The 21,051-nt window shown below is 58.5% G+C and carries 19 protein-coding genes; 13 read left to right on the forward strand and 6 right to left on the reverse strand.

Annotated features, from left to right (window positions below; translation table 11 throughout):
* The first annotated feature begins 163 nt into the window (after positions 1-163).
* The 5 genes from CIK95_RS01125 to CIK95_RS13040 all read left to right on the forward strand — a co-directional run bounded on the left by CIK95_RS01125 (position 164) and on the right by CIK95_RS13040 (position 5,969).
* Entirely contained in the window at positions 164-2,236 is a 2,073-nt protein-coding gene (locus CIK95_RS01125) for a DNA topoisomerase 3 (RefSeq protein ID WP_094466036.1), read from the forward strand.
* Positions 2,236-3,300: an acyltransferase gene (locus tag CIK95_RS01130; protein ID WP_094466037.1), complete on the forward strand. Its 1,065-nt coding sequence runs from the start codon at positions 2,236-2,238 to the stop codon at positions 3,298-3,300. Before CIK95_RS01125 ends, CIK95_RS01130 begins: the two co-directional genes overlap by 1 nt.
* Before the next feature lie 53 nt (positions 3,301-3,353).
* Complete coding sequence (locus CIK95_RS01135) at positions 3,354-5,417, forward strand: OmpA family protein (RefSeq protein WP_094466038.1); 2,064 nt, start codon at positions 3,354-3,356, stop codon at positions 5,415-5,417.
* A 216-nt stretch (positions 5,418-5,633) separates the two neighbouring features.
* The gene (locus tag CIK95_RS13535) at positions 5,634-5,762 is read left to right on the forward strand and encodes a hypothetical protein (RefSeq protein ID WP_256387364.1); all 129 of its coding nucleotides are present in this window, start codon (positions 5,634-5,636) and stop codon (positions 5,760-5,762) included.
* 54 nt (positions 5,763-5,816) lie between these two features.
* The gene (locus CIK95_RS13040) at positions 5,817-5,969 is read left to right on the forward strand and encodes a hypothetical protein (RefSeq protein WP_158215051.1); all 153 of its coding nucleotides are present in this window, start codon (positions 5,817-5,819) and stop codon (positions 5,967-5,969) included.
* A 70-nt stretch (positions 5,970-6,039) separates the two neighbouring features.
* Here the strand turns inward: CIK95_RS13040 and CIK95_RS01140 are convergent, their stop codons facing one another.
* From CIK95_RS01140 to CIK95_RS01150, 3 genes are read right to left on the reverse strand one after another with little or no spacing between them, the layout of a single operon-like run.
* Positions 6,040-6,387: a DUF5056 domain-containing protein gene (locus CIK95_RS01140; RefSeq protein WP_158215052.1), complete on the reverse strand. Its 348-nt coding sequence runs from the start codon at positions 6,385-6,387 to the stop codon at positions 6,040-6,042.
* Entirely contained in the window at positions 6,374-6,916 is a 543-nt protein-coding gene (locus tag CIK95_RS01145) for an RNA polymerase sigma factor (protein WP_094386669.1), read from the reverse strand. The genes CIK95_RS01140 and CIK95_RS01145 overlap by 14 nt, the downstream gene beginning before the upstream one ends.
* 28 nt (positions 6,917-6,944) lie before the next feature.
* The gene (locus CIK95_RS01150) at positions 6,945-7,601 is read right to left on the reverse strand and encodes a DUF6249 domain-containing protein (RefSeq protein WP_158215053.1); all 657 of its coding nucleotides are present in this window, start codon (positions 7,599-7,601) and stop codon (positions 6,945-6,947) included.
* Between the two features lie 104 nt (positions 7,602-7,705).
* On the opposite strand from CIK95_RS01150, the gene CIK95_RS01155 reads away from it, so the two are divergent.
* The 4 genes from CIK95_RS01155 to CIK95_RS01170 are packed head-to-tail and all read left to right on the forward strand — an operon-like array spanning position 7,706 to position 11,197.
* Positions 7,706-9,094 (forward strand): hypothetical protein, encoded by a 1,389-nt coding sequence (locus CIK95_RS01155; protein WP_371591345.1) that lies wholly within the window; start codon positions 7,706-7,708, stop codon positions 9,092-9,094.
* On the forward strand, positions 9,091-9,885 hold the full coding sequence (locus tag CIK95_RS01160) for a thymidylate synthase (RefSeq protein ID WP_094386671.1): 795 nt from the start codon (positions 9,091-9,093) through the stop codon (positions 9,883-9,885). Before CIK95_RS01155 ends, CIK95_RS01160 begins: the two co-directional genes overlap by 4 nt.
* A 15-nt stretch (positions 9,886-9,900) precedes the next feature.
* Positions 9,901-10,401, forward strand: coding sequence for a dihydrofolate reductase (locus CIK95_RS01165; RefSeq protein WP_022309699.1), 501 nt, complete (start codon positions 9,901-9,903; stop codon positions 10,399-10,401).
* A gap of 37 nt (positions 10,402-10,438) precedes the next feature.
* On the forward strand, positions 10,439-11,197 hold the full coding sequence (locus tag CIK95_RS01170) for an SDR family oxidoreductase (RefSeq protein WP_094386672.1): 759 nt from the start codon (positions 10,439-10,441) through the stop codon (positions 11,195-11,197).
* 95 nt (positions 11,198-11,292) lie between these two features.
* On the opposite strand, the gene CIK95_RS01175 is transcribed toward CIK95_RS01170, so the two are convergent.
* The 3 genes from CIK95_RS01175 to CIK95_RS01185 all read right to left on the reverse strand — a co-directional run bounded on the left by CIK95_RS01175 (position 11,293) and on the right by CIK95_RS01185 (position 14,951).
* On the reverse strand, positions 11,293-12,276 hold the full coding sequence (locus tag CIK95_RS01175) for an alpha/beta hydrolase (protein ID WP_254046381.1): 984 nt from the start codon (positions 12,274-12,276) through the stop codon (positions 11,293-11,295).
* Positions 12,277-12,373: 97 nt separating this feature from the next.
* Complete coding sequence (locus tag CIK95_RS01180) at positions 12,374-14,038, reverse strand: ABC transporter ATP-binding protein (protein WP_094466094.1); 1,665 nt, start codon at positions 14,036-14,038, stop codon at positions 12,374-12,376.
* A gap of 28 nt (positions 14,039-14,066) precedes the next feature.
* The gene (locus CIK95_RS01185) at positions 14,067-14,951 is read right to left on the reverse strand and encodes an NAD kinase (protein WP_094466042.1); all 885 of its coding nucleotides are present in this window, start codon (positions 14,949-14,951) and stop codon (positions 14,067-14,069) included.
* A gap of 122 nt (positions 14,952-15,073) precedes the next feature.
* Between CIK95_RS01185 and CIK95_RS01190 the strand changes: the two genes are divergently transcribed.
* The 4 genes from CIK95_RS01190 (at position 15,074) to CIK95_RS01205 (ending at position 19,563) form a co-directional block, all read left to right on the forward strand.
* The gene (locus CIK95_RS01190) at positions 15,074-15,628 is read left to right on the forward strand and encodes a DJ-1 family glyoxalase III (protein WP_022309704.1); all 555 of its coding nucleotides are present in this window, start codon (positions 15,074-15,076) and stop codon (positions 15,626-15,628) included.
* A gap of 15 nt (positions 15,629-15,643) precedes the next feature.
* Entirely contained in the window at positions 15,644-16,309 is a 666-nt protein-coding gene (locus CIK95_RS01195; protein ID WP_094386676.1) for a 2-C-methyl-D-erythritol 4-phosphate cytidylyltransferase, read from the forward strand.
* Complete coding sequence (recG, locus tag CIK95_RS01200) at positions 16,306-18,402, forward strand: ATP-dependent DNA helicase RecG (protein WP_173849856.1); 2,097 nt, start codon at positions 16,306-16,308, stop codon at positions 18,400-18,402. The genes CIK95_RS01195 and recG overlap by 4 nt, the downstream gene beginning before the upstream one ends.
* A 258-nt stretch (positions 18,403-18,660) precedes the next feature.
* Positions 18,661-19,563 (forward strand): M23 family metallopeptidase, encoded by a 903-nt coding sequence (locus tag CIK95_RS01205; protein WP_094466044.1) that lies wholly within the window; start codon positions 18,661-18,663, stop codon positions 19,561-19,563.
* Positions 19,564-21,051 lie beyond the last annotated feature (1,488 nt).

Genomic DNA, 21,051 nt, shown 5'->3' on the forward strand with positions numbered 1-21,051 from the left:
GATGCCTCTGCAAAGCTGGAGATTACTCTCACCAAGCAGGAGAGTACCTCCAGCTTTTTTGTATATATTATTGATGCACAGGAAAGAGAAAAGGGCAGTAAGTTGTCCGTTTCGCCATTAATTAGTAACTTTGCAACCACAGCAAAGATTAAGGACAAGACAAATGATAGTTTGTATAGCAGAGAAACCCAGTGTGGCCAAAGACATTGCCCGCATCATTGGCGCCACCTCGGCGCGCGACGGATACATGGAGGGCAACGGATATCAGGTGACGTGGACCTTCGGCCACCTGTGCTGCCTCAAGGAGCCCAACGACTACGCCGAGAACTGGAAGCACTGGAGCCTTGCCGCGCTACCCATGATTCCGCCACGATTCGGCATCAAGCTCATAGACGACCAGGGCATCAAGAAGCAGTTTGCAGTCATCCAGAAACTCATGACCCAGGCCGACAGCATCGTCAACTGCGGTGACGCCGGACAGGAGGGTGAACTCATACAGCGGTGGGTGATGCAGATGGCCAAAGCCACCTGCCCCGTCAAGCGACTGTGGATATCGTCGATGACCGACGAGGCCATACGCGAAGGCTTTGCCAAGTTGCGCGAGCAGGAAGACTACAACTCGCTCTACCTGGCCGGACTCTCGCGAGCCGTGGGCGACTGGCTGCTGGGTATGAACGCCACCCGACTCTATACGCTCAAGTATGGACAGAACCGACAGGTGCTGAGCATCGGCCGAGTGCAGACTCCCACGCTGGCACTTATCGTTAACCGACAGAAGGAGATAGACCAGTTCAAACCCGAACCATATTGGGTACTGGCGACGATATATCGCAACACTCAGTTTACTGCGACACAGGGCAAGTTCACCTCCCGCGAAGAGGGCGAGCAGGCCTTTGCCACCATCGAGGGCAAACCCTTCAGAGTGACAGGCGTGCAGAAGAAGAAGGGAACCGAAGCCCCACCCCACCTCTACGATCTCACCTCGCTCCAGGTAGACTGCAACAAGAAGTTCAGTTACTCTGCCGAGATGACGCTTAACATTATCCAGTCTCTCTATGAGAAGAAGCTCACTACTTACCCTCGTGTCGACACCCAATTCCTCTCCGACGACATCTATCCCAAGTGTCCAGGCATCATGAACGGGCTCAAGAGCTATCACGAACTGATGCGACCGATAGCCGGGAAGCCCCTCATCAAGCCCAAGCGTATCTTCGACGCCTCCAAGGTGACCGACCACCACGCCATCATTCCCACCGGACAGGAGGCGAGAGGACTCACCGACCTCGAGCACAATGTCTACGACCTCATCGTGCGCCGCTTCATCGCCGCCTTCTACCCCGACTGCGCCTTCGCCACCACCACGGTGACGGGAGCCGTAGACAAGATAGACTTCAAGGTGTCTGGAAAGGAAATTCTTGCCCCCGGATGGCGTCAGGTCTATGCCCGAGACACCCATAAGGACGACGAGGCCGAGAAAGACGACGAAGAGCGCACGCTCGAAGCCTTTGTCAAGGGCGAAGAGGGTCCACACACGCCTACTCTTACCGAGAAGCAGACCACGCCACCCAAGCCATACACCGAAGCCACGCTCCTGAGAGCCATGGAGACGGCAGGCAAGTTTGTGGACAACGAGGAACTGCGCGCCGCGCTCAAGGAGAACGGCATCGGACGCCCGTCGTCGCGAGCCGGCATCATCGAGACGCTCTTCAAGCGCCACTACATACGCCGCGAGCGCAAGAACCTCATAGCCACGCCCACCGGCATACAGCTGATAGACATGATACACGAGCGGCTGCTCACCAGCTGCGAGCTCACGGGTATCTGGGAGAAGAAGCTGCGCGACATAGAGCACAAGAAGTACGACGCCTCGCAGTTTGTCAACGAACTCAAGGTGCAAATCACCGACATCGTCAACGATGTGCTGCGCGACAACTCCAACCGGCGTGTCACCGTGACCACCGACGAGGACCTCAAGAAGAAGCCTGCCAAGCGCAAGACCGCACCCCGCAAGCCGGCAGCCAAGCCCGCCGACGCCAAACCCAAAGCCGCCGACTCTACCCCCAAGCCCGTCACACCTGCACCCGGCCCACAGCCCGCCGACCCCATGGTGGGACGCCCCTGCCCCAAGTGTGGCCAGGGCACCATCATCAAGGGCAAGACCGCCTATGGTTGCAGCCGCTGGCGCGAGGGATGTGACTGGCGACAGCCTCTCAACAACGACAACAAGACACAATAATGACCTCTACCTGCAAACCTACGCGCAATGTGGCGCTCGACCTCATCAGAGTGGTCGCCATCGTGCTGGTGCTGTGGCAGCACGCCAGCGAGTATTACTACATCGGAGACAACCTGAGCGTCATCCATGCCAACATCCCGCTGCTGACATGGATAAACAGCGTGGCACGCATCTGTGTGCCGCTTTTTGTAACGATTTCGGGCTATCTGCTGCTGCCCGTTTCCACCTCTACCGCCACCTTCTTCCGCCGCCGCTTCACCCGCATCCTCTTCCCGTGGGTGTTCTGGTGCGTGGCCTATGCCGTCTACTTCATGCTGCGTAGCGGCGACGGCATCGCCACCTGCATCGCCAGTGTGTGCCGCATCCCGCTCAACTACGGAGTCGAGGTGGGCCACCTCTGGTATATCTACATGCTCATCGGCGTGTATCTGCTGGCGCCCATCGTTTCGCCCTGGCTGCGCCAGTGTGGCAAGCGCGAACTCCAGGGCTATCTGGCGCTGTGGATGCTTACCACCCTGTTGCCCTATCTGCACCATGCAGGCATCGCGCTGTGGGGCGAGGCGTCGTGGAACATCACCCCGGCGTTCTACTATTACACCGGCTTCGGCGGCTACTTCATCCTGGGCCACTATCTGCGACGCTACGGATGTCCGCGACTGTCGGTGTCGATGGCACTGCTGGTGGTGGGCTATCTGTTTACTGCCCAGACCTTCCTCTACTTCGACTCCTTTGCCAAGGATGCCGTAGAGCTTGAGATACCATGGGACTTCTGCTCCGTCAACGTGATGATGATGACGCTCGGCACCTTTGGCGCGTTAAGCCGCGTACACCTCAGCGCCACCTCGACCATAGGCCGGCTGGTCATCTCGGTATCTACGTGCAGCTACGCCATGTATCTGGCCCACATCATGATACTCAACGCCTTCCACGACCTCTACGACGGCGCTGCGCCCGTGGCTGCCCTGGTGCCGATGATAGCCCTCAGCACCACCGCCACCACCTATGCCGCAGTATGGTGCCTCGGTCGCCTGCCCTGGAGCCGCTACTGGTTAGGAATAGACTGACCCTGGGGCAATAAATCGCCAATTCCGGCGTTATCTTTGTAAAAGACTCAAAGATGAAACACCTATTATATACTCTCATCCTTGTCGCTACGCTGCTCTCCTTGAGCGGCTGTGGTGCCGAGCGTGCCGTGCGCAAAGGCGACAAGCACCAGGCACTGGGCGAATACTATGATGCCGCCGTGCAGTATCGCAAGGCTTACCGACAGCTCTCGCCCAAGGAGCGGGAACAGCGCGGCAAGGTGGCGCTCAAGATGGCACGCTGCTATGAGCGCATCAACCAGTCGCAGCGAGCCAACTCTGCCTACGCCAATGCCCTCAGATACGGACAGGCGGGGCTCGAAGACCGTCTGGCTTATGGCCGACAGCTGCTCAAGAGTGCGTCGTACAAGGAGGCTGCCGACATGTTCAGGACAGTGCTCGACTCGATGCCCGACAACGAGCTGGCCAAGAGCGGACTGCAGGCGGCGCTCAACGCACCCGCCGTCAAGCAGGCGGGCTCGCGATACAAGGTCAAGAGGATGGATGTCTTCAACTCGCGACGGGCCGACTATAGCCCGGTGCTGGCAGGCGACGCCCTGGACCACCTCTACTTCTCCTCGACGCGCAACGAGGCCGAGGGCGACGAACTGAGTGGCATCACGGGCACCAAGAATGCCGACATCTTCGTCTCGGTCAAGGACGACAAGGGCAAGTGGTCCAAGCCCGAGCCCGTGAGCGGCGGCCTCAACACCGCCTACGACGAGGGAGCGTGCTGCATCAGCCCCGACGGCCGTGAGATGTATCTCACCCAGTGTGTGACCGACCCCTCGTCGCCCCGATATGCAGAGATAGTCACCTCCAACCGCAGCGACGCCGCATGGAGCAAGCCCACCAAGCTGGAGCTCACCCGCGACACGCTGTCGAGCTATGCCCACCCCGCCATATCGCCCGACGGCGAGTGGCTGTACTTCGTCTCCGACATGCCAGGCGGCAAGGGGGGCATGGACATCTGGCGCGTGCGCATCACATCGGTCGGACTGGGCGGCGTGGAAAATCTGGGCGACCCCATCAATACCCCTGGCGACGAGATGTTTCCCTCCTTCCGTCCCAATGGCGACCTCTATTTCTCAAGCAATGGTCATCCCGGACTGGGAGGGCTGGATATCTTCATTGCCAAAGTCAACGCTCAAGGACGCTACGAACTCTCCCACCCCGGCTACCCGCTCAACTCCCACGGCGATGACTTCGGCATGACCTTTGAGGGACCACACAACCGGGGCTACTTCTCGTCCAACCGTGGCGACGGCCGCGGATGGGACCATATATACGCGTTTGAAAACCCCGAGGTGGTCAACACCGTCAAGGGATGGGTCTACGAGGCCGAGGGATACGAACTGCCGCAGGCCGAGGTCTACATGGTCGGCAACGACGGCACCAACCGCCGACTGACGCTCAAGAGCGACGGCTCGTTCATCCAGGTGGTCAAGCCCGGAGTGAGCTATGTGATGCTCGCCACCTGCAAGGGCTTCCTCAACCATAAGGAAGAGCTCACCGTACGGCCCACCGAAGAGTCGGAAGAGACGGTGCTGCAGTTCCCGCTGGTATCTATCACCGCACCGGTGCTGATAGACAACATCTTCTACGACTTCGACAAGGCCACGCTGCGTCCCGAGTCGACCAAGGCGCTCGACGAACTGGTGACGCTGCTCAACGAGAACGGCAATGTGACCATCGAACTGAGCGCCCACTGCGACTACAAGGGCAGCGCCGAGTACAACAAGCGGCTCTCGCAGCGCCGCGCCGAGGCTGTGGTCGACTATCTCACCGCCAAGGGCATAGCCCGCGACCGGCTCACGCCCGTAGGCTACGGCAAGGAGAAGCCCAAGACCATACGGCGCAAGCTCACCGAGCGGCTCACGTGGCTCAAGGAGGGCGACGTGCTGACCGAAGAGTTTATCAGCCATCTGGACAAGGACAAGCAGGAGATAGCCAACCAGCTGAACCGCCGCACCGAGTTTATCGTGCTGCGCACCACCTACGGACTGTTCGACGAGCACGGCAAACTCAAGAAGAGACCCAAGCCTGCCACCACCGACAAGCACGAGGGCGACGACGGGCTGAACATCATCATCGAGTAGCCCCACACCACCGCGCCCACACAGCAGGCGCATAGCCTCATCACCCTATAGCATAGCCTCATCACTCCATAGCATAACCTCATCACCCTATAGCATAACCTCATCACCCTATAGCATAACCTCTTTTTCCCACAGACGACAAAGCCCTGGCTCGCAAGAGTCTGGGCTTTGTCGCTGCAGACCGTGGGGAAAGCTGGCACCCAGGGCAGCCATGCTGTGAGTAACGACAACAATACAGAGTGTACAAAGAGCGGCGCCGGGCATATCTTGGGCGATGCCGAGCATATCTTGGGCGGCGCCGAGACCACCTTTACCAACGTGCTGACCATCTCTATCGGCTCGTAACGGAAGGCACGAGGGCTCGTAACGGAAGAAACGTGGGCTCGTATCATAAGCCACGTGGGCTCGTGCCTTACGTTACGAGCCGGCAATGATGGCAAGCACAAGGATGAAGCCAATGAGCATCACCGCATCCACACGCTGCGCAGCAACGTGAGCCACGACCACCGTCACGGATGTACCAAAAAGGGTTCGCTGTACATCCACTGGTGAATGTACAACGAACCCTCTGCCCGGCAGTATGCAGGCGCGGCGCGCAGCCACAGTCCCCGCCCGCGGACGGCTATCGGCGATGATGCACAGGAGTGCGGCTGATGGTAATGATGCTGATGGCGGTTATCGCCACGACCACCGTAAGGAGTGTCGAGGGGCGCACGCAGTCGTTGACAGCCACCACGCCCACCAAGTCGCCCATGACTCCCATGAGCAGCGCCCCCAGTCGGGGCAGCGACCCCATCATCGCCACCGCCAGCGCCCCTATGGCGAAGCAGAAGAGCGTCCAATAACGGTTAAGACGGTCGGTGTGCTGCGGCAAGTGGCGCATCACGCGACGGGTGAAACCCATATCGGCCACCTGGGGCTTGTGCTCGGTCATAAACTGTGCTATCAGTCTGTCATCATTGTCTGTCATATCCATTATGTCTTAAATAATCGGCCATTTTCTTCTTTCCACGCGAGAGATGCGACTTGACAGTGCCCTCGCGCATACCCGTAACCATGGTGATGTGGTCTATGCTCTGTCCCTCCATCAGCTGGAGCACCACGCAGGTGCGCTCGGCGTCGGTAAGGAGCGCCAGCGCATGGCGCAAGTCCATCTGCAGTCCACTGTCGGTGTCTCTCCCACTGCGCCCCATCACCGCGGGCGTTTCCAGAGAGTCGGTCGGGTGCTGCGTCTTCACGTGGTCGTAGTACACATTGTATGCTATACGAAACAGCCACGTGCTGAACGACGCCTCTCCACGAAAGCGGGAGATGTTGAGGTAGGCTTTGACGAAGGTGTCTTGGGCCAGGTCGTCGCTCAACTGGGTGTCGCCCAGCGTCTGGCTGAGGAAGAAGCGACGCACCTGGGCCTGGTATTTCTCAACCAGCCGCCCGAAGGCTGCCCGGTTGTGGAATATCGCCGCCTGGGTAATCCATGCTATGTCTTCGAGATTTCTCACGTCGCTCTATCTATATATAATAATGTGGTTACTGGTTGTCGATCTCCTCGTCGTGCGGTGCTTCGGTGTGGCGGCCACCCGTGGTGCGCACGATGACCAGCTGGCCCACGCCATAGCAAGCCACCAGGGCGCCGATGCCCATGAGCATGCTCGAACTCCAGATGTAGAACATCACTATCATGCCCACGCCTATCGACACGTTGCGTATGCCCTTGCGCCAGAGGGTCTCGTTGGTATCGAGAGCCTGCTCGCAGAGTTGTGAGGGTATAGGCTGGCCGTGCTCCAGTGCCTTCTCGGCAAGCGCTATGCGGTCGTTGCGCTGCTTGATGAGATGGCGGACGATGAGGATGACGGCTATAAGAGGCGCTGCCAGGAAGAGCAGCACTAACAGGCATACTATCACGGCAATGGCAATGCCTCCCATGCCGAAGAGGGGCTTGCAGAAATCTACAAACGATCCGAAATCGTCCAGGTCGTCGTCCATATACGGCGTGGAGGCGTAGTAGGTGGAGTCGGCAGCGGAGGCAGCATCCCAGGAGGCGGTGTCGGAGTAGGCCTCGATGCCGGTGTGGGCAGTATCGGCCACCACAGCGTCGTCGAGGTGGTTGCGGTGGTGTGGGGCAGCATCGACGCTCATGGCGATGCAAGCCAGCATGACTGTAAGTGTCAGAATAAATCGTTTCATATCTTCTTCGTTTTGTTTTTTTCTATCCATTAGACGCATTGAGACGCCAATTAGTTGCAAAATAACTAAAAAAAAACTACTTTTGCAAAGTTAATAGCGTGAAGATGATAGATATACCTAAAGATTTTGCGGACTCCACGCGGCTGTTGATGGGCGATGCGCTTTACGAAACGCTCGTCGACGGGCTCAACGATGAACCCTCGGTAAGCCTGCGCCTCAACCCCTTCAAGACCGATGGCCGCCCTGTGGGCCAAGTCACGCCCGTGCCCTGGTGCGACGGTGCCTACTGGCTCGAGTCGCGTCCCAATTTCACCTTCGACCCGCTGCTTCATGCCGGTTGTTACTATGTGCAGGAAGCGGCGTCAATGTTTCTGCACCATGTGCTGTCGCGGGTCATCGACCGGCCAGTGACAGCGCTCGACCTGTGTGCTGCGCCCGGCGGCAAGTCGACCACGGCGCGCGGGGTGCTGCCCCAGGGCAGTCTGCTGATATGCAACGAGCCCATACGCCAACGCGCCCAGATACTGAGCGAAAACATACAGAAGTACGGACACCCCGACGTGATGGTCACCAACAACTACCCGCGCGACTTCCGCAAAGCGGGGCTGCTCTTCGACCTGATTGTCGCCGACGTACCCTGCTCGGGCGAAGGCATGTTCCGCAAGGACGCCGGCGCCATAGCCGAATGGAGTCGGCAGAACGTGGAAAACTGCTACCGGCTGCAACGCGAAATCATCGAAGACATCTGGCCCTGTCTGCGGCCTGGCGGTATACTGGTCTACTCGACCTGCACGTTCAACGAACAGGAAAACGAGGACAACATCGCATGGATACGCGGACTGGGAGCCGATGTGCTGGACATCGACATCAGCGAGGAATGGAACATCACCGGTGCGCTCAAGGGCGAAGACAGTCTGTATCGCTTCATCCCCGGCCGCTCGCGCAGCGAAGGGCTGTGCATGGCTGTGCTGCGCAAGAGCGACGACACCGTGCTGGCAGAGCGTCGCGCCAAGGACAGCGGCAAGCCCGCCAAGACGCGACCGCGCACCGATGTGGGGGCGTGGATAAACGACAGCGACCACTTCACCCTCTGCGAGAGGGGCGACACGCTAAGCGCCATCCCCACATGGTGGCTCGCACAGTATCGCGCCGCCGAGAAGTCGCTGCATCTGCTGCACGCCGGCATCACCTTGGGCACCGTCAAGGGCAAGGACGTGGTGCCCCACCAGTCGTTGGCACTCTCGACCGCACTCAACCGCTCGGCCTTTGCACAGGCAGAGGTCGGATACGGGCAAGCCATAGCCTATCTGCGCAAAGAAGCGATAACGCTCGACGCCGCCACGCCGCGCGGCATCGTGCTCATCACCTACCACGGCATACCCTTGGGATTTGCCAAGAACCTGGGCAACCGCGCCAACAACCTCTATCCCCAGGAATGGCGTATCAAGAGCACCCATCTGCCCGAACAAATACCGACAATACTCAATATATGAAACAATATCTCAATCTGCTTGACCGCATCCTTACCGAAGGAGCCACCAAGACCGACCGCACAGGTACGGGCACCAAGAGTGTCTTCGGCCATCAGATGCGGTTCAATCTCGAAGAGGGTTTCCCGCTTCTTACCACCAAGAAGCTGCACCTCAAGTCTATCATCTATGAACTGCTGTGGTTCCTGCGCGGCGACACCAACGTGCGCTATCTCCAGGAACATGGTGTAAGGATTTGGAACGAATGGGCCGACGAAGACGGAGAATTAGGCCCCGTGTACGGACACCAATGGCGCTCGTGGCCCGACTACAACGGCGGCACCATAGACCAGATACAGCAGGTGATAGACACGCTGAAGACTCACCCCGACTCGCGCCGCATGATTGTGTCGGCCTGGAACCCCGCCGAGGTCGACGAGATGGCGCTCCCACCCTGTCACTGCCTCTTCCAGTTCTATGTGGCTGACGACCGACTGAGTCTGCAGCTCTACCAGCGCTCTGCCGACACCTTCCTGGGTGTGCCGTTCAACATCGCCTCGTATGCGCTGCTGCTCCAGATGATGGCGCAGGTGACCGGACTGCGTGCCGGCGACTTCATCCACACCACCGGCGACACGCATCTCTATCTGAACCACATAGAGCAAGCCCGTCTGCAGCTCACACGCACACCGCGACCGCTGCCCAAGATGAACCTGAACCCCGACGTGAAGAGTCTCTTTGACTTCAAATACGAAGATTTCCAACTCACCGACTATGACCCGTGGCCACACATAGCCGCGCAGGTGTCGGTATAACCACTCGCTGAAAACATGCGCATCAACATCATAGCCGCCGTGGCACGCAACCGCGCCATAGGCATCGACAACAAACTCATATACTGGCTGCCCAACGACCTGAAACGGTTTAAGGCGCTCACCACGGGGCACACCATCATCATGGGGCGCCACACCTTTGAGTCGCTGCCCAAGGGCGCGCTGCCCAACCGCCGCAACATCGTGCTGAGCCGCACCGCCACCGAGTTTGCGGGCTGCGACACCTATGCCTCGATAGACGAGGCACTCGCCCACTGTGGCGACGACGAGGATATATATATAATAGGTGGAGCCAGCATCTATGCCCAAGCGCTCGACCGGGCTCAGCGGCTCTGCCTCACCGAGGTCGACGACACGCCAGAGGCTGCCGACGCCTTCTTCCCCGACTACAGCGGATGGCACGAGACCTGGCGCGAGCACCACGACAAAGACGAGCGTCACGCTCAGGCTTACGACTTCGTAGACTATGAGCCGGGCAAACGGGCAGAGGAACAATAGCGACACAGAGGAAAACATAACCCAAAAGGCAATGACAATGAAGAAGACAGCTCTCATCACCGGTGCCACAAGTGGCATCGGAGAAGCCTGCGCCAGAAAGTTTGCGGCAGGCGGATACAATCTGATAATCACAGGGCGCAGAGCCGACAGGCTGGAGGAAATCAAGACCACGCTGGAGGCTATGGGCGCCGAGGTGGTGACACTGGCGTTCGACGTGCGCGACGCCGAGGCTACCACCAAGGCCATCGCGTCGCTCGGCGAAGGATGGCAGGAGATAGACGTGCTCATCAACAACGCCGGGCTGGCACTCGGTCTGGACAAGGAGTATGAAGGCGACCCGACAGACTGGAACACGATGATAGACACCAACATCAAGGGTCTGCTCACGATGACCCGGCTGGTGGTGCCGGGCATGGTGGCGCGCAACAGGGGCCACGTCATCAACATAGGCAGTGTGGCGGGCGACGCCGCTTACGCCTGCGGCAACGTGTACTGTGCCACCAAAGCAGCCGTGAAGGCCCTCACCGACGGTCTGCGTATCGACGTGGCCCACACGGAAGTACGCGTGACCAACGTGAAGCCCGGACTGGTGGAGACAAACTTCAGCCGCGTGCGCTTCCATGGCGACAACGAGCGTGCCGACAATGTCTACAAAGGCGTCAAGCCGCTTACGGGCGACGACATAGCCGATGTGGCATTCTATGCAGCATCGGCGCCGAAGCATGTGCAGATAGCCGAGGTGCTGGTGTTGGCCACCCATCAGGCCAATGGCTCCTACATACATCGGGAAGCATAGGTTGGGCGTCCAACCATCATCACGCAATCAGGCCTTGATGACTCGCTGTGGTCATCAAGGCCTGATTGCGTAGTGGGGATAATGGGCACCGCGCGCTATCTACCCTCGGCGAGCGCGTCAGCAGGCGCATTGAGAAAGCGGGCAACGGCGCTGACTGCCTCGGCAAAGGCGGTGGGCTGGCCGGGCACGGTGATGAAGAGATGGGTGGCTGTGGGGAAGACATGGTAAGTGAGCCTGTGGCCAAGTCGCTGCAGCCGATGCGCCAATTGGGTGGTCTGGTCGAAGAGGATGTCGTGACCCGCAGAGATGAGGCACATGGGCGGCAGGGAGCGCAGCTCGTCGTCGTCGGCGAGTTCGACTGAGACGAGCGGATTGTGCTCCTCTCCACGGGCGTAGGCTTCGCAGAAAGCCTCAAGCAGCTCGGCGTCGTCGCCATAGCCTTGGGCATAGTCTGTCCACGATGGCGTGACACGCGTGTAGAGTCTGGTGACAGGATAGATGGGCACAACACGGCTCACACCCTTGGTCGAGAGGGCTGTGGCGAGGGCAAGGTTGCCTCCGGCGCTGTCGCCTCCCACCGCCACCTGGGTAGAGTCGCAGCCCCACGCATCGGCGTGCTGGCGGAGATAGGCAAAGGCGCGGCGGCAGTCGTCGAGCGGAGCCGGAAAGGGATGGGCTGGCGACAGGCGGTAATCGAGGGCAGCCACGCAGCAGTCGGCCTCCAACGCCAAAGTGGCACAGAAACGCGCACAACTGTTGATGCTGCCGAAGCACCAGCCGCCTCCGTGGAGATAGAGCAGCAGCGGACGCTTGCGGAGGGCTGGTCGGGAGGGCGTGAAGAGGCAGATGTCGGGGGTGGGATAAGTGGCGGTGACGCCGTCGGGCAACTGGGGCGGCTGGTTGCGGCTCTGCCTGATTTGCTGCAAGGCTGCACAGTCGCCAGAGATAGCCGCGCGCACCGCCAGCATCTGTCTGTGCTGCAGGTCGGTAGGCATACGGCTGAGGAAGAGGCGTTCGTCGTCGAGCATACGCCGCTGGAGCGAGTCGGAGGGATAGGTCTGCCCATACAGACATACCATGGAAAACAATAAGAATAAGGTGTGGAAAATACGCATAATCTATAAGAACATTAAGGTCGTCTCTGCAGAGACAGGAGACTGCAGATGGCACTGCCGCTTAGAGCCGCAGCACCTCGTCGCAGTATTCCACCACCGCCGGACGGTGGGTGATGAAGATGATAGTGTGCTGACGGCTGCCCAGGACATTGGCAAGCAGGCGGCGCTCGGTCTCGATGTCGAGGGCGCTGGTAGCCTCGTCGAAGAGCATCACGGGGCGGTTGCGCAGCAGGGCCCGGGCGATGGCAATACGCTGTGCCTGGCCCTCACTCAGACCGGCTCCCGACTCGGAGCAACGCGTGTCGAGGCCGTCGGGCAACTGGCTGACGAAGTCGGCACATGCCTGGTGGAGCGCATCATACATCTCGTCGTCGGTGGCGGTAGGGCTGCCCATGAGCAGATTGTCGCGGATGGTGCCGCTCATGAGGGTATTGCCCTGGGGCACGTAGACAAAGTTGCAACGCATACGCGGCGACAGTTGCTGGCCGTCTCCGTCGGCGTGGTAGAGGCTTATCTCTCCCTCCTGGGGACGGAGCAGGGCGAGGATGAGGCGGATAAGGGTGGTCTTGCCGGCTCCCGTCTCGCCGAGGATGGCGGTGCAGGTACCGGGACGGAAGTCGAACGACAGGTGGTCTATCACGCGTCCGTCGCCGTCATTATAACCATAGCCCACATCGTCGAGCTTCACGCCGCAGGGCGCTTCGACCACGATGGGGTCGCCCTGCTCTTCGAGGGGAGGCTCTTCGAGTTCCATGAGTCGCTCGGCAGCGGTGAAGACACTGACAAAGGCGGGCACGATACGGCTCAGGTTGCGCGCCGGACTCTGTATGCGGTTGACGAGTTGCAGGTAAGCTGTCATGCCGCCAAACGACAGTGTGTGCATAGACATGCGCACTGCCGCCCAGAGGAAGGCTATGAGATAGGTGAGGGAGAACCCGAAGTTGAGGATGAAGTTGGAAAGTAGGCTGAAGCGTGTGCGCTGGATGACGTTGCGCCGCAGCTGGCTCTGGGTACTCTCGAGCTTGCCCACCATGGCATCGTCGCTCTCCAGAGTCTTGATGAGCACCCGATGTTGGATGGTTTCCTGCAGCACGCTTTGCACCTGGGAGTCGGAGTTGCGCACCTGACGGGTGAGGTGACGCATACGGCGCACATAGACCTTGCTGAGCACCACAAAGAGGGGCAGCAGAGCGACGGTGATGACCGCCAACAGCCGGTCGAGAGTAAAGAGATAGGCAAAAGCACCGAAGAAGAGAAGCACCACACTGAGCGTATTGGGCAAGGTTTCGGTAATGAAGGTGACGACATTGCTGACGTCGCTCTCGAGGCGGTTGATGACATCGCCAGAGTGTCGCCGTTCGCGCCCGTTCCATTCGGAGCGGAGTATACGGTCGAGCATGTACTGCTGCATGCGGTTCTGCGCCTTCACACCCAGCACGTTGCGTATCCAGACCGAGGATATGTTGATGGCAAAGTCGATGAGCACCAGCCCACCCATGAGTGCCACCGCCCAGTAGATGGAGCCCTCGATGCTGCCCGAAGCCACGTCGATGGCGCGCTTCACCGCCCACACCTGGGCCAGACTCACCACCACCGTAGCCATGCCCATCGATGCGTTGAGTATGGTCTGCAGTCGGTTGCCCCGCCATACCTTCCACAGCCAGCGCATGATGTCGCGCGTGGTGTAGGCCGAGTTGGCGGGCGTTATCCATTGGGCTATCTTCATCTTCATGACTCTCGGTGTGGTTGTGGGTCTATCTGTGGTCGGCGCCCCACATCATCTTCTCGCGGAGGGTGGAGAAGTAGCTGCGGCTGTCGCGCTTCACTATATTAATGGTATAGGGGGCCTTGCGGATGGTAAGGCGCGTGCTCTCGAGCAACTTCTCCGAGCGACCGTCGATGGCTACGAGGAAGTTGTGAGACCGGCTCTCCACCTCGAGCGTTATCTCGCTGTCGTCGTTGATGACGATGGGGCGGACATTGAGGCTGTGGGGCGCCACGGGGGTAAGGCAGAGGATGTCGGCATCGGGCACGATGATGGGGCCGCCGTTGGAGAGACCGTAGGCGGTAGAACCGGTGGGTGTAGAGACGATGAGCCCGTCGGCCTGGTAGGTCACCAGATACTCGCCGTTGATGCAGGTGCGCACGGAAATCATCGCGGCATTGTCGCGCTTGAGCACGGCGATGTCGTTGAGGGCGAAGGGGCTGCCCTCGATTATCTCGCCGTCGGCCTCGACCATGATGACGGCATGGGGCTCCACAGCGTAGTGCCCATCTACTATCTCGGCGATGGCGTGGTCTATCTCGTCGGGATGGATGTCGGCCAGAAATCCCAGTCTGCCTGTGTTGACACCGATTATGGGCGTCGCCTTGCTTCCCACCATGCTGGCTGCGCGCAGAAAGGTGCCGTCGCCGCCGATGGAGATGACGAAGTCTACGTCGAAGTTGTAGTTGTCGAAGACGCCGCTTACCTCGACCTCCATGCCCAGGGCCGATGTGATGTACCGGAAGAAGGTGCGCTCGATGTAGATTTCGGCTCCACGAGCCTTGAGACTGTCTATGAGCCGGTGGATAGATACCGTCTTACCCGCCTGGAACTCCTTGCCGAAGAGAGCGAACCGCAACACGTTTGCCGCCATAAATGTTATCTTTTTTTAATTTTTGTTCCTCATTCTTGCTCACAAATGCCAAACATTTAGTACATTTGCACGTGAATGATGCGACAAAAATACTACTTTTTGTTGTAAAACACGTTGAAATTATGGCAAAAGTATATGAATTTCTTTCCAATGGCTTCGAAGACATAGAGGCATTGGCACCCGTAGACATACTCCGCCGAGGCGGACTGGAGGTAAAAACAGTGAGCATTACCGGCGAGCAGATGGTGGAAACCACCCACGGCATCAAGCTCATGACCGATCTGAGGATAGAGGACATCGCCGACTTCAGCGACGTCGACGCCATGCTGCTGCCAGGCGGTCTGCCAGGAGCCACCAATCTGAACAAGCACAGGATGCTGCGCGAGATACTGCTCGAGCAGTACAACCAGGGCCGCATAGTCGCCGCCATCTGCGCCGCACCGCTGGTGCTGGGCTCGATAGGCATCCTTGAGGGCAAGCGAGCCACCTGCTACCCCGGATTCGAGAAGCGCATGACCGGCGCCACCTACACCCAGGAACAGGTGACCATCGACGGCAACATCATCACGGGCAAGGGTCCCGGCGCGTCGATGGACTTCGGCTACGCCATCCTCGGCAAGTTTGTCGCACCCGAAGCTGTGGCAGAACTCAAGGCCCAGATGATGTACAAAGGTTAACCCACAACGACAGCCATGGACTATATCATCATCGTAGCCGGAGGCAAGGGGCTGCGCATGGGCAGCGACGTGCCCAAGCAGTTTCTGCCCGTCAAGGGAATGCCCGTACTGATGCGCACCATCAGCCGTTTTCATGAGTGCAATCCCTCGATGCAGATTATACTCGTACTCCCACACCACCAGCAGCAATACTGGCACGACCTGTGCAGCCAATACGCATTCGATATCGCCCACACGGTGGTAGACGGAGGCGACACGCGCTTTGCCTCGTCGCGCAACGGACTCGCCGCCATCCCCGACGACGCCACGGGAACCGTGGGCATACACGACGGGGTGCGCCCCTTTGTGGCTGCCGAGGTGATAAGCCGCTGCTACGATGCCGCCCGCGCCCACGGAGCCGCCATCCCCGTGATGCCGGTCACCGACACGCTGCGCCACATCGACTCTGCCACCACCGCCCACAACGTGCTGCGCACAGACTACCGCATCGTGCAGACCCCACAGGTCTTTGACATCGCGCTGCTCAAGCGCGCCTTCACCCAGCCCTTCCGCGAAGAGTTTACCGACGACGCTTCGGTGGTCGAAGCCATGGGCTGCAGCGTGGAGATGGTCGAAGGCAACCGCGAGAACATCAAGATTACCACACCCTTTGATTTGAAGATAGCCGAAACGCTGTGCTGAACATTCTCGACCAGGACGTGATGTATCTTCCGGGCGTTGGGCCCAAGAAGAAGGAGATTCTGAGCAAAGAGCTTGGCATCCAGACCTGGCGTGACCTGCTTGAGCACTTTCCTTATAAATATGTAGACCGCAGCCGCATCTATCGCATCAGCGAAATCAGTGGCGACATGCCCTTTGTCCAAATCCGCGGACGCATGTTGGGCTACGACGAATATGCCATGGGTGCCCGCAAGAAGCGCATCGTGGGCCACTTCAGCGATGGTCATGGCGTGGTCGACCTCGTATGGTTTCAGGGTGCCCAATATATCTACAAGAACTACCCCATTGGCAAAGAGCTGATAGTCTTTGGCCGTCCCACCGTCTATGGTGGTCGCTACCAGTTTGCCCACCCCGATATCGACGACGCTTCCCAACTGCAGCTCTCCGACATGGGCATGCAGCCCTACTACATGACCACCGAGCGCATGAAGAAGGCGGGGATAAACTCGAGGGCGATGGAGAAGATGACCAAGACGTTGGTGACCAAACTGCCCGAGACGCTGCCCGAGACGCTGCCGCCCTACATCACTGGGCCTCTGCACCTCATCTCGCGCCTCGAAGCACTACGCCAAATCCATTACCCGCACAACGCCCGCGAAATGCAGCAGGCCCGCTACCGCCTCAAGTTTGAAGAGCTCTTTTATGTGCAGCTCAACATACTGCGCTACGCCAGCGACCACCGCCGCAAGTATCGCGGCTACATCTTCAGTCGCGCCGGCGCCCAGCTCAACGACTTCTACCGCAACCACCTGCCTTTCGACCTCACCAATGCACAGAAGCGCGTGGTGCGGGAGATAAGAGACGACATGGCGAGTGGCCGGCAGATGAACCGGCTGCTGCAGGGAGACGTGGGCTCGGGCAAGACGCTGGTAGCGCTCATGGCCATGCTCATAGCCATAGGCAACGGCTACCAGGCGTGCATCATGGCGCCCACAGAGATATTGGCAGAGCAGCACCTGGCCACCATCCGCCAGATGCTGGGAGATATGGATATACACGTAGAACTGCTCACCGGAGTGGTCAAAGGACGACGACGCGCCGACATACTCGACCGTCTGTCCAAGGGCGAGATAGACATACTCGTGGGAACCCACGCCGTCATCGAAGACGCGGTGGTCTTTGCCCGTCTGGGACTGGCTGTGGTCGACGAGCAGCACCGCTTCGGAGTGGCACAGCGCGCCCGACTCTGGGCCAAGAGCGAGATGCCACCCCACATCCTGGTGATGACAGCCACCCCCATACCCCGCACGCTCGCCATGACCCTCTACGGCGACCTTGACGTGAGCGTTATCGACGAACTTCCGCCCGGCCGCAAACCTATCCAGACCATCCATAAGTATGATACACAGACCACAAGCCTCTACCAGGGCATACGTCAGCAGATAGACAGCGGCCGACAGGTCTACATCGTATATCCGCTCATCGAAGAGAGCGAGAAGAGCGACCTCAAGAACCTCGAAGACGGATTTGAGGCCATGCGCGAGATATTCCCACAATACCGCCTGAGCAAGGTACACGGACGCATGAAGCCCAAGGACAAGGACGCCGAGATGCAGCGCTTTGCCAGCGGCGAAACCCAGATACTGGTAGCCACCACGGTGATAGAGGTGGGCGTCAACGTGCCCAACGCGTCGGTAATGGTCATCCTCGACGCACAGCGGTTCGGACTCTCGCAGCTCCACCAGCTGCGCGGGCGCGTGGGCCGTGGCGCCGAACAGAGCTACTGCATACTGGTAACCACATTCAAACTGAGCGAAGAGACGCGCAAGCGCATCGACATCATGTGCGAGACCAACGACGGGTTCCGCATAGCCGAAGCCGACCTCAAACTGCGCGGCCCCGGCGACCTCGAGGGTACCCAGCAGAGCGGCATAGCCTTCGACCTGAAGATAGCCGACATAGCCCGCGACGGACAGATTGTGCAGCTCGCCCGCGAACAGGCACAGGCCATCATCGACCGCGACCCCGAGTGCAGCAGCAACGAGTACAAGATGCTCTGGGACCGACTCAAGGAACTCCGGAAGAGCAACGTCAACTGGTCGGCTATCAGTTGACGCGGTTTTGTCCTTTTTGGGTCCAAAATTGATATACCTCAAGCCGATTTTTACGGTATTTGTGTTAATTATGGCATAAATTCTGTTAAACATCACCACTTTCCCATATTTTTTCACTAACTTTGTAAAGTCTGAATTGCAAAACAATCTTTTCGGAGCGTTTTCTACATATTACCTGCTGGCGACCACGCCCCTTTTTAGCCAGCCCTGACCTAAAAAAAAGTATTAATAGTGGAGAAAATATTAAGAACAATCGTAATGGGACTTATGGTGCTTGCAGCCGTACCGGCTGTGGCGCAAGACCTTATTGCCCGCCAGGCTCCCATTGACCGCCGCATGAAGCGCGTAGACACTCTGGCGCTTCAGAGCCTTATCAACAGAGAAAATGAGATTTCACCCTCGGCAGAACTCTATGACGAGTGGAACAATACTTACGCCCACAAGGCAACCGAATTGCCCGACTCGTTCCGTATAGACCTCCGCCACTTTGCCATGCCTACCCCCAGCCGCATCATCACCTCCAACTTCGGTCCCCGATGGGGCCGCCAGCACAAGGGACTGGACATCAAGGTGTATATCGGTGACACCATCCGCGCCGCGTTCGCCGGCAAGGTGCGCATCGTCAAATATGAGCGCGCAGGATATGGCAAATACATCGTTATTCGTCACCCCAACGGACTGGAAACTATCTATGGACACCTCTCAAAGCAGTTCGTGACCGAGAACCAGACGGTAAAGGCTGGCGAGGTGATAGGTCTGGGAGGAAGCACAGGCCGCAGCTCGGGTTCGCATCTCCACTTCGAGACCCGTCTGTGTGGCGTTGCACTCAACCCCGCCATCTTCTTCAACTTCAGAGAGCAGGATATCACCTGCGACACCTACATGTTCCGTCGCGACACCTACCGTACTGACGGCGAAGAGGCCACACGCCTGCGCGGAAAGTACAAGGAAACTTATACACGTGCCGAGGTGACTGGCAGCGACGAAGAGCCAGAGCCCGCAGCAGCCCGCAGCGAGAAGCAGTATCACAAGGTGGCAAAGGGAGAGACCCTCTCGTCAATCGCCAACAAGCGTGGCACCACCATCAACAAGCTCTGCAAGCTCAATCATCTGCGCAAGAACACTCGTCTGCGCCCAGGACAGATGCTAAGATATACATAATACTTTTATAGGAAACAGTTTGACAGACAATGTCCATCCGAGAAGCGACAGCCGATTGGATGGACATTTCTTTTTATCCCCTCGCCACCCTACCCTTGCTGTTGCGGCCACCCCAAGCCACATTCACGCATCGTCACCATCACACCCACGCCCGCCCGAACCCACATCGCCACCTCGTATCATTTGAAACGAGCCCACGTATCATAAGACACGAGCTCACGTGACAATAGGCACGAGCCCACGTATCAAATGATACGAGCCAGCAATAATGATTGCGAGTGTCGGGATGACAGTCTGCAAACGCGCGGCGACACCCACAGCGCTGCACGTAATCGCCGAGAACAGCATGACATGCATCATGTCCGTAGTCCAGTCAGTGAGAAGCGCAGTAATGCCCCAAAGCGCTGCCCGCCGGCCGACAACGACATCCACATCGGTCGACAGCGACATCCACATCGGTCGACAGCGACATCCACATCGGCCGATGCGCATGGACAGAGGGAAACAGAAGTCCCCAAGGGAGAGCCGGAGAGAGGCGTCCAATAAGCAGCTGTTTTTTGTACCGGCGAAAGCAGGACTTTTTGAACGGCCAAAGGCCGCTTTTTTTACCGTCACGACGGATGGCGTCATGCCATGCATGACGGTGGGGATGGCGGAGACGACACGGAGGGAAACTCATTTTCCGACTGGCGGAACCACCAGCCACACTAAGGCGAAGCCGACAGCCACCGCCACGGCTTTTTGTGTTTATGTCAACCTATTATAGAAGTATCTATTAATGGATAACCCCCACAATTGGCCCTCCACAAGCAGCAGCAACTCCCACAGAGTTGTCAGGGGATAGAGATGTCCCACCCAAGCCTTCCCCAAGGAGAAGTAGCGTCACTCAAACCGCCTTAAACTCAGTAATAATGCGCTCCCGCCCCCTGGGAGGGCACTGAAAAAGTCCACTTTTTTTATGACCAAAACGGAAAATGCTTACGATTTGTAACTTCTCTTTCTGCAAATCGCCTAAAATAAGGCTAAAATAGACAGATAATAAAGGGTAAAACAGCTATTTCTCCGTCATCAACTTTCAATTTGATAGTGGGTTTTAGTTTTTCAGTGCCCTCCCCTGGGGAGGGCTCGGGGAGGGGCTTCAGCAAGCAGCAGCAACTCTGACGGAGTTGCGATTCCCCAGCCCAGGGTTGCGGGCGAAGCACGCTACCCTGGGTAACTGCCCCCCACTAATCTGGCTACTCTGTAAGAGTTGCGATTAGCCGTAGGCGTTACCTGCAGCAGGATAAAGGGTAGGAATGGGTAGGTGGTTATTATCAGATTGAGTATAACGCCTTCGGCTAACCGCAACACTTACAGCGTTGCTACACCTTATTATATATGTACCCAGGGTAGAGGCGCTGCGCACCTCAACCCTGGGCTATGAAATCGCAACTCCTACAGAGTTGCCAGGGGTGCGCACCATCCACACCAAGGCGAAGCCGACAGCCG

It is taken from the genome of Prevotella sp. P5-108, from assembly GCF_002251385.1.
Lineage (GTDB): Bacteria > Bacteroidota > Bacteroidia > Bacteroidales > Bacteroidaceae > Prevotella.

Coding starts and splice junctions, on each gene's coding strand:
- CIK95_RS01125 (WP_094466036.1), top strand. CDS start 164: ATGATAGTTTGTATAGCAGAGAAACCCAGTGTGGCCAAAGACATTGCC.
- CIK95_RS01130 (WP_094466037.1), top strand. CDS start 2,236: ATGACCTCTACCTGCAAACCTACGCGCAATGTGGCGCTCGACCTCATC.
- CIK95_RS01135 (WP_094466038.1), top strand. CDS start 3,354: ATGAAACACCTATTATATACTCTCATCCTTGTCGCTACGCTGCTCTCC.
- CIK95_RS01140 (WP_158215052.1), bottom strand. CDS start 6,387: ATGACAGACAATGATGACAGACTGATAGCACAGTTTATGACCGAGCAC.
- CIK95_RS01150 (WP_158215053.1), bottom strand. CDS start 7,601: ATGAAACGATTTATTCTGACACTTACAGTCATGCTGGCTTGCATCGCC.
- CIK95_RS01155 (WP_371591345.1), top strand. CDS start 7,706: ATGATAGATATACCTAAAGATTTTGCGGACTCCACGCGGCTGTTGATG.
- CIK95_RS01160 (WP_094386671.1), top strand. CDS start 9,091: ATGAAACAATATCTCAATCTGCTTGACCGCATCCTTACCGAAGGAGCC.
- CIK95_RS01165 (WP_022309699.1), top strand. CDS start 9,901: ATGCGCATCAACATCATAGCCGCCGTGGCACGCAACCGCGCCATAGGC.
- CIK95_RS01170 (WP_094386672.1), top strand. CDS start 10,439: ATGAAGAAGACAGCTCTCATCACCGGTGCCACAAGTGGCATCGGAGAA.
- CIK95_RS01175 (WP_254046381.1), bottom strand. CDS start 12,276: ATGGTATGTCTGTATGGGCAGACCTATCCCTCCGACTCGCTCCAGCGG.
- CIK95_RS01180 (WP_094466094.1), bottom strand. CDS start 14,038: ATGAAGATAGCCCAATGGATAACGCCCGCCAACTCGGCCTACACCACG.
- CIK95_RS01185 (WP_094466042.1), bottom strand. CDS start 14,951: ATGGCGGCAAACGTGTTGCGGTTCGCTCTCTTCGGCAAGGAGTTCCAG.
- CIK95_RS01190 (WP_022309704.1), top strand. CDS start 15,074: ATGGCAAAAGTATATGAATTTCTTTCCAATGGCTTCGAAGACATAGAG.
- CIK95_RS01195 (WP_094386676.1), top strand. CDS start 15,644: ATGGACTATATCATCATCGTAGCCGGAGGCAAGGGGCTGCGCATGGGC.
- CIK95_RS01205 (WP_094466044.1), top strand. CDS start 18,661: ATGGGACTTATGGTGCTTGCAGCCGTACCGGCTGTGGCGCAAGACCTT.